The organism is Streptomyces sp. NPDC058274 (assembly GCF_042881375.1).
In the GTDB taxonomy this organism is placed as follows: domain Bacteria; phylum Actinomycetota; class Actinomycetes; order Streptomycetales; family Streptomycetaceae; genus Streptomyces.
In genome coordinates, this window is record NZ_JBHVXW010000009.1 from 201,210 (window position 1) to 217,571 (window position 16,362).

Genomic DNA, 16,362 nt, shown 5'->3' on the forward strand with positions numbered 1-16,362 from the left:
TCCCCTTCACTCTCTGAAGAAAAGCAACTCCCTTGCGTCACAGTGATGTTCAATGGTGCGGACCTATTGACTGAACGCCTTCAAGTCCCGAAACATGGCGCACTGAGACCGGCCGTGACCTTCCGGCCGGACGCTGCAGCCGCGGGCTGCGCCGGCGCTCTGCCGACGGGCACACGCCGTCTCGCCCGCGCGTGTTCAGGAAGGCATTCCCCCCACATGAGTCACCGCACGAACCCCGTCGTCCGCCAACCGGGCGGACGTACCGACATCCCGCGCCATCGGCTACGCCGCCGCGGACGCCGGACCGCCCTCGCCGTGGCGATCGCGGCCGCCGCGACCGCCACCAGCGCCGCGGCCTGGGCCGACGGATCCGACCAGGCACCGGCCGCCGCCCCCACGGCGGTCGCGCCCTATCTCTACAACGGCTGGGGCAGTCCCCCCGACCCGGCCGAGGTCATGGACGCCACCGGCGTCAGCTGGTTCACCCTCGCGTTCGTCCTCGACGCCGGTGGCTGCTCCCCGCAGTGGGACGGCAGCCGCCCCCTCGCCGGCGGAGCCGACGAACGGACCGTGAACGCGATCCGCGCCAAGGGAGGCGACGTCGTCCCGTCCTTCGGCGGAGCGAGCGGCGCCAAGCTGGAGCAGTCCTGCGCCGACGCCACCGCGCTGGCGGGCGCCTACCAGAAGGTCATCGACGCCTACGGCCTCAAGGCGATCGACATCGACATCGAGGGCGACGCGTACAACGACCCCGCCACCCAGCAGAAGACCGTCGACGCGCTGAAGCAGGTCAAGGCCGACAACCCCGGGCTCGTCACCTACGTCACCTTCCCCAGCGACCAGAGCGGCCCCGACGACTCCCTGATCGGCCGTGCCGCCGACTCCGGCCTGGAGGTGGACGGCTGGACGATCATGCCGTTCGACTTCGGCGGCGCCGGGCAGGACATGGGGCAGCTCACCGAGCAGGCCACCGACGGACTGAAGAACGCGGTCAAGAGCGCCTACGGCTACAGCGACGACGAGGCCTACCGGCACAGCGGCCTCTCCTCGATGAACGGCATCACCGACGTCGACGAGACCGTCACCACAAAGGACTTCGAGACGATCCTCGCCTACGCGAACGAGCACCACCTGGCACGGCTCGCCTTCTGGTCCGTCAACCGCGACCGCCCCTGCCCGGGCAACTACCCGAACGACGACACCTGTTCCGGAGTCGACCAGGATCCCTGGCAGTTCACCGGCATCTTCGCCCGGTTCACGGGATGAGGGGGAGTACGACCATGATCTTCAGCAAGAGTGCCGGGCGCAGCACCGGACATCGCAGGGGCCGTCGCGCCACGCGCATCGCCCTGGCGATGGCCGTCGTCGCGGGGGCGGGCACCGCGGCGCTCGCCGTGCAGAGCGCCGGCGCCGCCCCGGCCGAACCCGACCTCGGCCCCAACGTCCAGATCTTCGACCCCTCGATGTCCGCGAGCGACATCCAGAGCAAGCTCGACTCGGTCTTCAGCAAGCAGGAGAGCAACCAGTTCGGCACGGCCCGCCAGGCGCTCCTCTTCAAGCCCGGCTCGTACGACGCAGACGCCAACGTCGGCTTCTACACCCAGGTCGCCGGGCTCGGTCTGTCCCCCGACGACGTCACCATCAACGGTGCGGTGCACGCCGAGGCGGACTGGTTCCAGGGCAACGCCACGCAGAACTTCTGGCGGTCGGCGGAGAACCTCTCCGTCAACCCGACCGGTGGGTCGGACCGTTGGGCGGTTTCGCAGGCCGCTCCCTACCGCCGTATCCATCTGAAGGGCGACCTGCAGCTCGACGACGGCGGCTGGTCCAGCGGTGGCCTGCTCGCCGACAGCAAGATCGACGGACAGGTCAAGTCCGGCTCGCAGCAGCAGTGGCTGTCCCGCAACTCGGAATGGGGCAGCTGGACCGGCTCCAACTGGAACATGGTGTTCGTCGGCGACAAGAACGCCCCCTCCAACAGCTTCCCCAGTCCGCCGTACACCACGGTCGGCCAGACGCCCGTCTCCCGCGAGAAGCCGTTCCTGTACATCGACGACGAGGGCGCCTACCAGGTGTTCGTGCCCGCGCTGCGCAAGGACACGAGCGGTACGTCCTGGTCGTCCGGCACGCCCGAGGGCAAGTCGATCCCCCTGGACGACTTCTTCATCGCCAAGCCCGGCGCCACCGCCACCGAGATGAACGCGGCCCTGGACGCGGGCAAGCATCTGCTGGTCACCCCGGGTGTCTACCACCTCGACCAGACGCTGAAGGTGACGAAGGCCGACACCGTCGTCCTGGGCCTGGGTCTGGCCACTCTCGTACCGGACAACGGGGTCACGGCGATGTCCGTGGCCGATGTCGACGGCGTCAACCTCGCCGGGCTGCTCATCGACGCGGGCACGCAGAACTCCGACACACTGGTGGAGCTCGGCCCGAAGGGCGCGTCCGCCTCGCACGCCGCCGATCCGACGTCCCTGCACGACGTGTTCTTCCGGGTGGGCGGTGCCGGAGTCGGCAAGGCCACACAGAGCCTGGTGGTCAACAGCTCCGACGTGATCGGCGACCACACCTGGATCTGGCGGGCGGACCACGGTGACGGTGTCGGCTGGAACACCAACACGGCCGACACCGGACTCGTCATCAACGGTGACGACGTCACCATGTACGGCCTGTTCGTCGAGCACTACCAGAAGCACCAGACCATCTGGAACGGCGAGAACGGACGCACGTACTTCTACCAGAACGAGATGCCCTACGACCCGCCCAACCAGGACGCCTGGATGAACGGCTCCACCAAGGGCTACGACGCCTACAAGGTCGCCGACTCCGTACAGCACCACGAGGCATGGGGACTGGGCAGCTACTGCTTCTTCAGTGCCAACAACGCCGTGACCGCCGAGCACGCCATCGAGGCGCCCAACACGGCCGGCGTTCTGTTCCACGACATGGTCACCGTGTCACTCGGCGGCACCGGCACGATCAGCCATGTCATCAACGGCACCGGAGGCCCGTCGAACTCGTCGAACAACGTGGCGAATCTCGTCAACTACCCCTGAATTCACGTGAATTGACGACTCCAGATTGATGCGAGGCCGGGTCGGCAGGCTGTTCAAGGCCTGTCGGCCCGGCCGTCGTCACCCGAACGGCCCACTCTTCTCGCGGCCCGCCCCTGGCGAGCCGACAGTGGGGGGACAGCGCACTCTGGGCTGCCCGCCATCGGCCGACGGCTGATCCAATCAGTCCGGGAGAACTCGTGTCCGTCTACCTGTTCCGCCTCGCCCGCTGGGCGTTCCGACGCCGGCGCGCGGTGCTCGCCGTGTGGATCCTCGCCGCCGCCGTGGCGATCACCCTCTCGGTCGTGGGCGGCGGCAAGACCGACAACACCTTCACGGTCCCCGGAACCGAGTCGCAGCAGGCGACCAATGTGCTCAAGAAGAAGCTGCCCGCGCTGAGCGGTGGCCAGACCCAGGTCGTGTTCGCGACCCACGGGAGCACCAAGGTCACCGACCCGTCCTACAAGGCCGGCATCGAGGCCGCGGTCAAGAACCTGAAGACGGTGCCACAGGTGGGCCTGGTCACCGACCCCTTCCAGGCGAAGTCCATCTCCAAGAACGGCCATGTCGCTCTCGGCTCGGTGCAGTTCACCGCTCAGCCGAGCGATGTGAAGACATCGACGCTGGACGCGGTGAAGGCAGCCGTCGTTCCGGCGCAGGACGCCGGCGTGGAGGTCGAGTACTCCGGCAGCGTCTACCCCGGCTGGCAGCTGAAGATCTCCGAGGTGCCGGAGATGGTCGGCATCCTCGTCGCCTTCGTGATCCTGACCATCACCTTCGGCGCGCTGGTCGCCGCCGGACTGCCGATCCTCACCGCGATCATCGGCATCGTCGTCACCCTGATGAGCATCAGCGCGCTGGCATCCGTCATGACCATCGCCTCGACCTCGACGACCGTGGCGACGATGCTCGGTCTGTCCTGCGGCATCGACTACGGGCTGTTCATCCTGGCCCGGCACCGCAACAACCTGCTCACCGGCATGAGCATCGAGGACTCAGTGGCGCTGGCCGCCGGCACCTCGGGCAGCTCGGTGGTCTTCGCCGCGCTGACGGTGATGATCGCGCTGTGCGGGCTCTCGGTCGTCGGTATCCCCTTCCTGACCGTGATGGGCCTCGCCGCCGCGGGCGCGGTGCTGGTGGCCCTGCTGATCGCGCTGACCCTGATGCCCGCGATGCTGGGTTTCGCCGGGAACAAGGTGGCGAGGTTCATCAGTACGCCACTGCGCCCGGGCCACCACGAGAACGTCGCCCAGATCGCCGCGACCGAGCCGGAGCGCACCTTCGGAGCCGCCTGGGCACGGTTCGTGGTGCGCTTCAGGGTGCCGCTCCTGATCGCCGGGATCGCCGTCCTCCTCGTACTCGCCGCGCCCGTGACCAAGATGGAACTGGGACTGCCCAGCGGATCGTCGCAGCCGAAGAAGAACACCGCGCGCAAGGCCTACGACCTGACCACCGACAACTTCGGCGCGGGCTTCAACGCCGCACTCCTGGTGGTCGCCGACGGGGTCCCCAACGCCGACGCGGCGGCCCCGATCACCGCCGAACTGGCCAAGATCCCCGGCGTGGTGTCCGCCGCGCCCATGGCGGCCGGCAACGACGTCACCGTCATCCGGGTGATCCCCACCACCGGCCCCAACGACCAGGACACCAACCACCTCGTGAACCGGATCCGGGACGAGCGGTCCACGGTCGCGGGAGACACGGGTGCCACGATCCTGGTGGGCGGCACGACCGCCTCCAACATCGATGTGTCGAGCAAGCTCTCCTCGGCGCTGCCGGTGTTCCTCGTCGTCGTGGTCGGCCTGGCGTTCATCCTGCTGACCCTGGCTTTCCGGACGATCCTGATCCCGATCAAGTCGATCATCGGATTCCTGCTGTCGGTGTTCGCGGCCTTCGGCGCCCAGGTCGCGGTGTTCCAGTGGGGTTGGGGCGAGCGGCTGTTCGGCATCCCGCCGAGCGAGACCATCAGCTTCCTGCCGATCCTGATGCTCGCGATCATCTTCGGTCTCTCCAGCGACTACGAGGTGTTCGTCGTCTCCCGCATCAAGGAGGACTACACCAAGCACGGGGACGCCCTCAAGGCAGTGGAGCGGGGCACTGGCCTGTCCGCGCGTGTGGTGACCGCGGCCGCGCTGATCATGTTCAGTATCTTCGTGGCCTTCATGTTCACCGACGACCCGACCGTCAAGGCGATCGGCTTCAGCTTCGCCGTCGGTGTCCTCCTGGACGCCTTCGTGGTCCGGCTCACCCTGGTGCCCGCCTTCATGGCGATCATCCGCGCGAAGATCTGGTACCACCCGAGGTGGTTCGCCAAGTACGTGCCCGACCTGGACATCGAGGGCGACCGACTGCAGCATCAGTTCGGCGGGAGCGAGTCCACCCCGCCGGCGGACGAGCGGACGCCCGTCCGCTGAGAACGCCGGCGGGCGCGCCCGTTCACTCCCGCCCAGGTCAGGGAACGCTCGTCCCCGTCAGGGGAAGGCGAGCGTGCGGGCGAGGAGCGTGACGAGGACCAGCACCAGGGGGAACAGCACCAGGAACATGGCGAAGGTGTACCCCATGATGTCCCGCGCCTTCAGGCCCAGGATGGTCAGCGTGGGCAGCATCCAGAACGGCTGGAGCAGATTGGCGCTGGCCTCGCCGAGGTCGTAGACGACGACCACCCAGCCCTGGTGCACCTGGAGTTGGTTGGCGGCGTCCAGGACGTACGGCGCCTCGATGACCCACTTGCTGCCGCCGCTGGGCACGAACACGCCGAGGACGCAGCTGTAGACGGCGATGAACGCCGGATAGAAGAACTCGTTGGACACCGAGACCAGCCAGCCGGCGATGGTCTTGCTCAGGCCGGTGAAGGCGATCATCCCGAAAATGCCGCCGTACAGCGGGAATTGGAGCAGCACACCGGAGGCGGCCGGTGTCCCCTCCTTGAAGGCCTGAGCCAGCCGCACCGGCCGCCAGTGCAGGATCAGCGCCAGCAGGATGAGGATCAGGTTGACGGTGTTCAGGTCCAGGGCGTTGAGTGCGTTGCCCTCGGCCCGGGCGAAGTGCCGGGCCAGGTACCACGCGCCGAGGGCGAACAGCAGGATCGCGAAGACCGGGCTGTACTCGATCCACTCGCCGGGCCGGCTGCGCCGCGTCTCGATGCGGTTCTCGGCGACACCGGGACCCAGCTCGATCCCCAACTGCTCGGCCGTCTTGGCGCGTTGGGGCGAGGGCGACAGGAACCAGGCCAGGCCGACGGCGACGACGAACACGATGGCGGTGGCGGCGATGCCCTGCCACAGGAAGATGGTGTCGGTCAGCGGGATGAGACCGCTGCCGCGTCCCTCCGCGATGACCTTCTGGACGGCGGGAGGGCTGGAGGCGGGGCTCGCCACCTGGAGCGCCGCCGAGCCCGACAGGCCCTGGGCCCATACCGTGCCGAGGCCGAGGAACGCCATCGCGCCGAGTGCCCGGTAGTCCACACCCTGGACGCGGCGGGCGATCTCCTTGGCGAGGATGGCCGTGAAGATGAGGCTGAAGGCCCAGTTCAGGTACGAGGTCACCATGGCGATGGCCGCGGTGAAGGCGATGGCGCCACGGGGGGTGCCCGGTACGCGCGCGATGCGGGCGATGAGCCGGCCCACCGGCGGGGACACGGCGACGGCATAGCCCGCGACGATGATCATCGCCATCTGGAGCGTGAAGGTGATGAGCGACCAGAAGCCCTGCCCCCAGGCGTCGACGAGGCCGTAGCCGCTGGTCGCCGCGGGGTCGGACGGGGCGCCGAGCAGCTTCTCGCCGGTCGCCAGACCCAGCGCGAACACCGCGAACGTGCCCACCAGCACGAAGCCCAGGGCGTCGGGCAGCCACTTCTCGGTGAAGGCCGTGAAGCGCAGGGCCATACGCGCCAGCCAGTTGTCCGCGCCCTGTGCCGGGTCCGGTTTCTGCCGGGCCGCTGTGGACATCTGCTGCCTCCCAGGGGTGGTTGCTGAACCTCAGGTTCCAGGTGTGCGGTGCTGAGGATCATGGGCGGTCCGGAGCCGGAGCGCAATGCATGTGAACCATCCGGTGCCCCGGGGTCCCGTGCGCGACAGCGCCGCCCCTTGCCTCCCGGTCAACAGGGACGAGCAACTATCTCTGCACAGACTGTGGACTGAGCAACATCACCATGCAACTCTGCAACAACTGAGCGCAAAAACTCGACCCATGACTCTCTCGTACCTGTCACGCATCCACGCGACCCCCCTTCAAGGGCAGGAGAAGCATGACCAGACATCGCTGGAGAGGCCGCTTTCTGGCCGCTCTGCTCACCGCGGCGCTCGCCCTCATAGGGCTCCCCGCGCTGACCGAGACCGCGACAGCGGCCGGCGGTCCGAACCTCGCCGCGGGCAAGAGCGCCACGGCCGCCAGTTCCAAGGCCGAGTACGGCGCCCCCAACATCACGGACGGCAACGCCGGTACGTACTGGGAGAGTTCGGGGGCGAACTTCCCCCAGTGGGTGCAGGCGGATCTCGGCGCCTCCACCCGGGTGGACGAGGTGGTGCTGAAGCTGCCGGCGTCCTGGGAGAGCCGCAACGAGACCCTCGCCGTGCAGGGCAGCGCCGACGGCACGAGCTTCGACACCATCAAGTCCTCGGCGTCGTACGCCTTCACGCCGAGCGCGAGCAACACGGTGACCATCTCGTTCCCGGCCACCCAGACGCGCTTCGTACGGATCAACGTCACCGCGAACACCGGCTGGGCCGCCGCGCAGCTGTCCGAGGTGGAGGTCCACGGCGCGACCGACACCTCGGGGAACCTGGCCGCGGGCAAGCCGTTCACGGCGAGCAGTGCCACTCAGACGTATGTGGCCGCGAACGCCGGTGACGGCAACCGGGCCACCTACTGGGAGAGCAAGAACGGCGAGCTCCCGCAGTGGGTCCAGGTCGACCTGGGCTCGTCGGTGCGGGTGGACCGGGTGGTGCTGCGGCTGCCGGCGAGCTGGGGCGCACGCACCCAGACGCTCAAGCTCCAGGGCAGCACGAACGGTTCGGACTTCAGCGACATCACCGCCTCGAAGGGCTATGAGTTCAACGCGGCGAACGACCAGTCGCAGACCCTGACGTTCAACGCGACGACCACGCGGTACGTCCGGGTGCTCGTCACCGCCAACACCGGCCAGCCGGCCGGGCAGTTGTCGGAGCTGGAGGTGTACGGGCCGACCACCGGCGACACCCAGGCACCGACCGCGCCCACCGAGCTGGCGTACACGGAGCCGGCGTCCGGCCAGATCAAGCTGACCTGGAAGGCTGCCACCGACAACGTCAAGGTGACCGGCTACGACATCTACGCCAATGGTGAGCTGCGGACCTCCGTCGCCGACGACGTCACGACGTACACGGACACCCAGCCCGCCTCGGCGACCGTCGCCTACTACGTCCGGGCCAAGGACGCGGCGGGCAACGTATCGGCGAACAGCAACACCGTCACCCGCAAGGGCGACTCCGGCGACACCCAGGCACCGACCGCACCCTCCACTCTGGCCTTCACGGAGGCCACCAGCGGACAGGTCAAGCTCACCTGGGGCGCCTCGACCGACAACGTGAAGGTCACCGGCTACGACCTCTACGCCAACGGCACCCTGCGCAAGAGCGTCGACGGCACGACCACGACCTACACGGACCCGCAGCCGACATCGGCGACGGTCACGTACTACGTGCGGGCCAAGGACGCGGCGGGCAACGTGTCGGCGAACAGCAACACCGTCACCCGCAACGGCTCCACCACCGACGACGCGAACCTCGCGGTGGGCAAGCCGATCACGGCGTCGTCCACGATCTACACGTTCGTGGCGGAGAACGCCAACGACGACAAGACGAGCACCTACTGGGAAGGCGGCGCGGGGACCTACCCGAACAGCCTGACCGTGAAGCTCGGCTCCAACGCCGACGTCAACACCGTCGTCGTCAAACTCAACCCGGACGCCGCCTGGGCGACCCGGACGCAGAAGATCCAGGTTCTCGGACGCGAGCAGAAGGCCACCGCGTTCACCAGCCTGGTCGCCGCGAAGGACTACACCTTCGACCCGGCGAGCGGGAACACCGTGCGCATCCCCGTGTCCAGCCGGATCGCGGACGTCCAGCTGGTGTTCACCGCCAACTCGGGCGCGTCCGCCGGGCAGGTCGCCGAGTTCCAGGTCCTGGGCACGCCCGCCCCGAACCCGGACCTCCAGATCACCGGTATCACCTCGGCTCCGGCCAGTCCGGTCGAGTCGGACGCCGTGAAGCTGACCGCGACCGTGCGCAACTCGGGCACGGAGGCGTCGGACGCCACCGACGTCGATTTCCAGCTCGGCGGCAAGAAGGCGGGCACCGCCGCCGTCGGCGCGCTGGCGGCCGGGGCCTCGGCCACGGTCACCGCCGACATCGGCACCCACGACGCGGGGACCTACCAGGTCGGTGCCGTCGCGGACCCGGGCAACAAGGTCATCGAACAGAACGAGGGCAACAACTCCTACACCAGCCCCACCTCCCTCGTCATCAAGCCCGTCGCCAGCTCCGACCTGGTGGCCTCGCCGGTCAGCTGGTCGCCGAGCACGCCCGCGGAGGGCAACACCGTCACCTTCTCCGTCGCTCTGAAGAACCAGGGCACGGTGGCCTCCGCGAGCGGCAGCCACGGCATCACGCTGACCGTGCTCGACGCGTCCGGCGCCACCGTCAAGACCCTCACGGGTGCGTACGACGGTGCCATCGCGGCGGGTGACACCACCGCGCCGGTCAAGCTCGGCACCTGGACCGCGGGCAAGGGCAAGTTCACCGTGAAGACCGTCATCGCGGACGACGCGAACGAACTGCCGGTCAAGCGCGGGAACAACACCAGCTCGCAGTCGCTGTTCGTGGGCCGCGGCGCCAACATGCCGTACGACATGTACGAGGCCGAGGACGGCACCGCGGGCGGCGGCGCCCAGACCGTCGGACCCAACCGGACCATCGGTGACGTCGCCGGTGAGGCCTCGGGCCGCAAGGCCGTCACGCTCAACAACACCGGCAACTACGTGGAGTGGACCACCAAGGCCAGCGCCAACACCCTGGTGACCCGGTTCTCCATCCCCGACTCCGCGGGTGGCGGCGGCACGAACTCGACCCTGAACGTCTACGTCGACGGCAAGTTCCTCAAGGCCATCGACCTGACGTCCAAGTACGCCTGGCTGTACGGCGCGGAGACCGGACCGGGCAACTCCCCGGGATCGGGTTCCCCGCGGCACATCTACGACGAGGCGAACCTGATGCTCGGCCAGACCGTACCGGCCGGCAGCAAGATCCGCCTCCAGAAGGACGCTGCCAACGACTCCAAGTACGCGATCGACTTCGTGAGCCTGGAGCAGGCGACGGTGGTGCCCAACCCGGACCCGGCGACGTACGTCGTGCCGACCGGATTCGGCCAGCAGGACGTGCAGAACGCGCTCGACAAGGTGCGCATGGACACGACGGGCAAGCTCGTCGGCGTCTATCTGCCGGCCGGTGACTACGAGACGTCCAGCAAGTTCCAGGTGTACGGCAAGCCGGTCCAGGTCGTCGGCGCCGGTCCCTGGTTCACCCGCTTCCACGCCCCGTCGTCGCAGGAGAACACCGACATCGGCTTCCGGGCCGAGGCCGCCGCCAAGGGGTCGTCGTTCACGAACTTCGCCTACTTCGGGAACTACACCTCCCGTATCGACGGGCCGGGCAAGGTGTTCGACTTCTCCAACGTCTCCGACATCACCATCGACAACATCTGGAACGAGCACATGGTGTGCCTCTACTGGGGCGCCAACACCGACAGCATCACCATCAAGAACTCGCGGATCCGCGACCTGTTCGCCGACGGCATCAACATGACCAACGGCAGCACGGACAACCACGTCGTCAACAACGAGGCGCGGGCGACCGGCGACGACAGCTTCGCGCTGTTCTCCGCCATCGACGCGGGCGGGGCCGACGAGAAGAACAACGTGTACGAGAACCTCACGTCGATCCTGACGTGGCGCGCGGCGGGCATCGCCGTCTACGGCGGCTTCAACAACACCTTCCGCAACATCCACATCGCCGACACGCTCGTGTACTCGGGCATCACCGTGAGTTCGCTGGACTTCGGCTACCCGATGAACGGCTTCGGCACGGATCCGACAACCTTGGAGAACATCTCGATCGTCCGTGCGGGCGGTCACTTCTGGGGAGCGCAGACCTTCCCGGGAATCTGGCTGTTCTCCGCGTCCAAGGTCTTCCAGGGGATCCGTATCAACAACGTCGACATCGTCGATCCGACGTACAGCGGCATCATGTTCCAGACCAACTACGTGGGAGGACAGCCACAGTTCCCGATCAAGGACACCATCCTCACGGACGTGACGATCACCGGAGCGCACAAGAGCGGTGACGCCTACGACGCCAAGTCCGGGTTCGGCCTGTGGGCCAACGAGATGCCGGAGGCCGGGCAGGGTCCCGCCGTCGGTGAAGTCACCTTCCACAACCTGAAGATGAGCGACAACGCACAGGACGTGAAGAACACGACGTCCACGTTCAAGATCAACAACCTGCCGTAGCGCACCGGGTGCGCCGAGGCCGGCAGGCCCGGATGACGGGATTGCTCCCGTCATCCGGGCCACACGGCAGCGGGCCGGGCCCACGGCACCGCCGGCCGGCACCCTGCCATGATCGATTGGTGAGGCCGGGCCACCCGGCTTAGCGTGGTCCGTAGTGAACGCGTGTGTTCACTGCTGACCTGCGACGCAGGGCGATCTCATGACGGGTGCTCCCGCGACAACCTCGAACACTGCCGACTCCCCGCAGCGGGGCCGGGGCAGTGGAATCGCACTCCTCGTCATCGCCTCGTGCCAGCTGATGGTGGTCCTCGACATCACCATCGTGAACATCGCCCTGCCGCACATCCAGACCTCGCTCGGCTTCTCGACCGAGTCCCTGTCCTGGGTGGTCAACGCCTACACCCTGACCTTCGGCGGCCTGCTGCTGCTCGGCGGACGGCTGGGTGACATCCTCGGCCGGCGCCGTGTCTTCGTCTTCGGTGTCCTGCTCTTCGTGTTCGCCTCCCTGCTCGGCGGACTCTCGCAGGAGTCCTGGCACTTGCTCGCGGCCCGCGCCCTGCAGGGCGTCGGCGGTGCCATCGCCTCGCCCACCGCCCTGTCGCTGATCACCACGACCTTCCGTGAAGGCCCCGAGCGCAACCGGGCGTTCGGCGTGTTCGCCGCCGTCTCGGCGGGCGGCAGCGCGATCGGGCTGCTCGCGGGCGGGCTGCTCGTGGAGTGGCTCGACTGGCGCTGGGTCCTCTTCGTCAACGTGCCCATCGGCCTGCTGATCGTCCTCGCCACGCCCCGCTACATCCGGGAGTCCGAGCGCCACCCGGGTCATTTCGACCTCCTCGGTGCGCTGACCTCCACCCTCGGCATGGTGCTGCTCGTCTACGGCTTCATCCGTGCCTCGGAGGACGGCTGGAGCGACCCCGTGACCGTCGGTGCGTTCCTGGCGGCCGTGGTGTTCCTCGCCCTGTTCATCCTGGTCGAGCGCCGGTCGAAGCAGCCCATCACTCCGTTGTGGATGTTCCGCGACCGCAACCGCGCCGGCGTCTACGCCATGATGCTGATGCTGGCCGCGGCGATGTTCGGGATGTTCTTCTTCCTGACCCTGTTCGTGCAGAACATCCTGGGCTTCAGTCCGCTGCGGGCCGGCCTCGCCTTCCTGCCGGTGAGCGTGATCATCGCGATGGGAGCGGGCTTCGCCTCGCAGCTGCTGCCCAAGTGGGGTCCCAAACCCTTCATGGCGGTGGGTGCGATCCTCGCTGCCGTGGGACTCGGCTGGCTGACGCTGACCGATGTCCACAGCTCGTACCTGGGCAGCATCCTCGGCCCCATCCTGGTCTTCGGCTTCGGCATGGGTCTGCAGTTCGTGTCCCTGACACTGATGGCGGTGTCCGGGGTGGCTTCGCAGGAGGCGGGCGCGGCCTCGGGGATCCTCAATGCCACGCAGCAGGTGGGCGGTTCACTGGGTCTGTCCGTGCTGGTCACCGTCTTCGGCACGGCCAGCCGCAGCGAGGCGACCGACCAGGTCCGGGACTTCATGGCGCAGGCCACCCCGGCGCAGCGGCTGGAGTTCCGCAAGACCGGCCGGCTCCCGTCGCCCTGGAGCGACCAGGTGCTGACCTCGGGCATTTCGAGCGCGTTCGTCGTCGCGGCGATCTTCGCCATCGTGGCGGCGCTGATCGCCCTCTTCGTCATCCAGGTGCGCGCCGACGACCTGAAGCGCCTCCAAGGAGGAGTCCCGCTCGTACCGGGAGGCGAGGCATCCGAGGAGCCTGCCGGGGAGACGTCGGGACAGGCCGGAGAGGCTCCAGGAACGCCGCCGCGAGTCGAGGAACCGGGCCGGCCGTGATCGTGCGGCTGCCACCGCCCTGCCGAGCCTGTCGCCCGTCGCGAGAGGTGTCCCGACGCCTCAGGGCAACGGCTGCTCGGCCCAGATGACCTTGCCTTCGGGGGTGTAGCGAGTGCCCCAGCGTTCGGCGATCTGGGCGACCAGGAACAGCCCGCGTCCGCCCTCGTCGGTGCTGGCCGCGTACCGCAGATGGGGCGAGGTGCTGCTGCTGTCGTAGACCTCGCAGATCAGGCTCCGGTCGCGCAGGACGCGGACATGGATGGGATCTCCGCCGTAGCGGATCGCGTTGGTGACCAGCTCGCTGAGGATCAGTTCCGTGGTGAAGTCCATGTCGTCCAGTCCCCACTCGGCCAGCTGCCGGGTGACCGAGGCGCGCACCTCGCCGACGGCCGCCGGGTCGGAGCGCACCTCCCACTCGGCGACCCGGTCCGCACCGAGCGCGTGTGTGCGGGCGACGATCAGTGCGATGTCGTCGCTCTGCCGGGCCGGCAGCAGGGCCTCCAGTACGGCCCGGCAGGTGTCCTCGGGCGACCGGTCGGCCCCGGCCAGGGCGCCCCGCAGCAGTTCGAGACCGACGTCGATGTCGCGCTCCCGGTCCTCGACGAGCCCGTCGGTGTAGAGCACCAGCCTGCTGCCCTCCGCCAGTTCCAGATCGGCCGTTTCGAAGGGCAGGCCCCCGAGCCCCAGCGGCGGACCGGCGGGCACCTCGGGGAAGTCGACGCTGCCGTCGGGACGGACCACCGCGGGCACGGGATGACCGGCGCGGGCGACGGTGCACTGCCGGGTGGTCGGGTCGTACACGGCGTACAGGCAGGTCGCGCCGGTGATCGTGGCGCTGGTGTCCTCCGTCGACTCGTCCTGGTCGATGCGGCCGACCAGCTCGTCCAGGAGCGAGAGGAGCTCGTCGGGCGGCAGGTCCAGCGCCGAGAAGTTGTGGACCGCGGTGCGCAGCCGTCCCATCGTGGCCGCTGCGTGCAGCCCGTGACCGACGACGTCGCCGACGACGAGGGCGACCCGGGCCCCGGACAGCGGCAGTACGTCGAACCAGTCGCCGCCCACTCCGGCCTGCGCCGGAAGGTAGCGGTAGGCGATGTCCAGGGCGCTCTGCTCGGGCAGGCTGCGCGGGAGCAGACTGCGCTGCAGCGTCACCGCCATGCTGTGCTCGCGCGTGTAGCGGCGCGCGTTGTCGATGGAGACCGCGGCGCGGGCGACCAGCTCCTCGGCGAGTGCCACCTCCTCCACGTCGAAGGGCTCGGGCTTCTCGGAGCGCCAGAAGTTGACCACGCCCAGGACCAGGCTCCCGACCCGCAGTGGGACGGTGATCAGCGAGTGGATTCCGTAGTCCACCACCTGAGCGGACCGCTCCAGGTCCTGGGCCAGCCAGCCCGGGGCCTTGCTCAGATCGGGCTCGACGAGGGCCTGACCGGTGGTGAGGCTGCGGGCCTGGGGCGAGGAGGTGACGAAGGTGATCTCCTGGCCCACCGGGTAGAGCGGCGCGTCCTTGCGGATGCCGATGGATGCCGCCCGGCGCAGGTCGGCGACCGACTCCGGCTCCTCGCCGCTCAGGACGGCGGCGACCAGGTCCACGGTGACGAAGTCCGCGAACCGGGGGACGGCCACCTCGGCCAGTTCCTCGGCGGTACGGGTCACGTCCAGGCTCGTCCCGATGCCCACACCGGCGTCGTACAGGAGCTTGAGTCGTTCGCGTGCCACGTCGGCCCGGCCGGAGAGCGCACGCAGTTCGGTCGAGTCACGCAGGGTCGCGACGCTGCCGGACGGGCCGCCCTGGAGATCCGTGGGCCGCTGGTTGATCGCCAGCAGCCGGTCACCGACCAGGTGCACCTCGTCCGTGGCGACGCGTCCCGAGGCCAGCAGCTCGGCGGTCTCCGCGTCGAGGCCCAGCTCGAGGACGTGCCGCCCGTCCGCGTGCTCGGGCAGGTCGAGCAGCCGGTGTGCCTCGTCGTTGGCGAGCAGCAGCCGCCCCTCGCCGTCGATGATGATCACGCCCTCGCGGACGGCGTGCAGCACCGCGTCGTGGTGTTCGTACATCCGGGTCATCTCGTACGGGCCGAGGCCGCGGGTCTGGCGCAGGAGCCGTCTGCTCACCAGCGCCGTACCGCCGAGGGCCAGGGCGAGTGCGGCCGCCGCGGCGGCCAGCAGCAGCGGCAGCTGGCGGTCCGCGACGCCGCCCACGTGCGCGGTCGTGACACCGGCCGACACCAGCCCCACGACCTTCCCGTCGGGGTCCTTGATGGGCACCACGGCCTGCACCAGGGGACCGATCGTTCCCGTGATCTCCTCGGTGAGGGGGTGCCCGGCCAACGCGGGGGCGATGTTGCCGACGAACTTCTTGCCGATCCGGTCCGGCTTGGGGTGGGTGTAGCGGATCCCGTCGGTGTTCATGACGACGATGAAGTCGACCTTCGACGCCACGCGGGCGGCTTCGGCTTGCGGCTGCAGCACGGCGGTGGGATCGGAGACGGTCAGCGCTGCCCGGGTTCCCGGCGCGCTGGCGAACGTCTCGGCGACCGCGAGCGAGCGGTTGCGGGCCTCCTGCGTGCTGTCGTGCTGCACCTGCAGCACCAGGGCCACGACCGCGGACACGACCAGCAGCAGCACGATCGCCACCTGCAGCACGAACACCTGCCCGGCCACGCTGCGCCCGCTCAGGGCCGACCGCAGCCCGGCACCCCGCCGCCGGGGACCGCCCTCGTGCGCCCCCAGGCCGAGCGCTCTGTGCGGTGTCCGCTGCTCGTGCCCTCGGCGCGCACGCTCCCGCCTGCGCTGCGCGCGCAGACCGCTGAGACGGCGGGTCGACTGAGCCCAGGATCGACCCAATAGTCGGACCATGTGCCCATGTCTACACTGCCCGGCGCCGGGAGGCGAGGGGCGGCACCCGCCGTGACAGCGGCCTGAGGAGCCCGGCG

6 protein-coding genes and 1 pseudogene are annotated in these 16,362 nt (G+C 68.9%); 5 read left to right on the forward strand and 2 right to left on the reverse strand.

All coding sequences use genetic code 11. From position 1 onward, the window contains the following. Nucleotides 1-348: 348 nt before the first annotated feature. From ACFVYF_RS20280 to ACFVYF_RS20290, 3 genes and pseudogenes are all read left to right on the forward strand, one after another. Nucleotides 349-1,266: pseudogene (locus ACFVYF_RS20280) on the forward strand (chitinase); the annotation flags it as partial. Between the two features lie 14 nt (nucleotides 1,267-1,280). Continuing rightward, complete coding sequence (locus ACFVYF_RS20285) at nucleotides 1,281-3,056, forward strand: coagulation factor 5/8 type domain-containing protein (RefSeq protein WP_389457115.1); 1,776 nt, start codon at nucleotides 1,281-1,283, stop codon at nucleotides 3,054-3,056. Between the two features lie 197 nt (nucleotides 3,057-3,253). Further along, complete coding sequence (locus tag ACFVYF_RS20290) at nucleotides 3,254-5,467, forward strand: MMPL family transporter (protein ID WP_389457117.1); 2,214 nt, start codon at nucleotides 3,254-3,256, stop codon at nucleotides 5,465-5,467. A gap of 57 nt (nucleotides 5,468-5,524) precedes the next feature. Here ACFVYF_RS20290 and ACFVYF_RS20295 read toward each other — a convergent pair whose 3' ends face one another. Next, on the reverse strand, nucleotides 5,525-7,000 hold the full coding sequence (locus tag ACFVYF_RS20295; RefSeq protein ID WP_389457118.1) for a short-chain fatty acid transporter: 1,476 nt from the start codon (nucleotides 6,998-7,000) through the stop codon (nucleotides 5,525-5,527). A gap of 299 nt (nucleotides 7,001-7,299) precedes the next feature. Here ACFVYF_RS20295 and ACFVYF_RS20300 point away from each other — a divergent pair, with 299 nt between their 5' ends. Continuing rightward, complete coding sequence (locus ACFVYF_RS20300; RefSeq protein ID WP_389457120.1) at nucleotides 7,300-11,595, forward strand: discoidin domain-containing protein; 4,296 nt, start codon at nucleotides 7,300-7,302, stop codon at nucleotides 11,593-11,595. A 199-nt stretch (nucleotides 11,596-11,794) separates the two neighbouring features. Beyond that, nucleotides 11,795-13,435: an MFS transporter gene (locus ACFVYF_RS20305; RefSeq protein ID WP_389457122.1), complete on the forward strand. Its 1,641-nt coding sequence runs from the start codon at nucleotides 11,795-11,797 to the stop codon at nucleotides 13,433-13,435. A gap of 60 nt (nucleotides 13,436-13,495) precedes the next feature. On the opposite strand, the gene ACFVYF_RS20310 is transcribed toward ACFVYF_RS20305, so the two are convergent. Next, nucleotides 13,496-16,285 carry a SpoIIE family protein phosphatase gene (locus ACFVYF_RS20310; RefSeq protein WP_389457124.1) on the reverse strand — a complete coding sequence of 930 codons (2,790 nt, stop codon included), beginning with the start codon at nucleotides 16,283-16,285 and terminating at the stop codon, nucleotides 13,496-13,498. Nucleotides 16,286-16,362 lie beyond the last annotated feature (77 nt).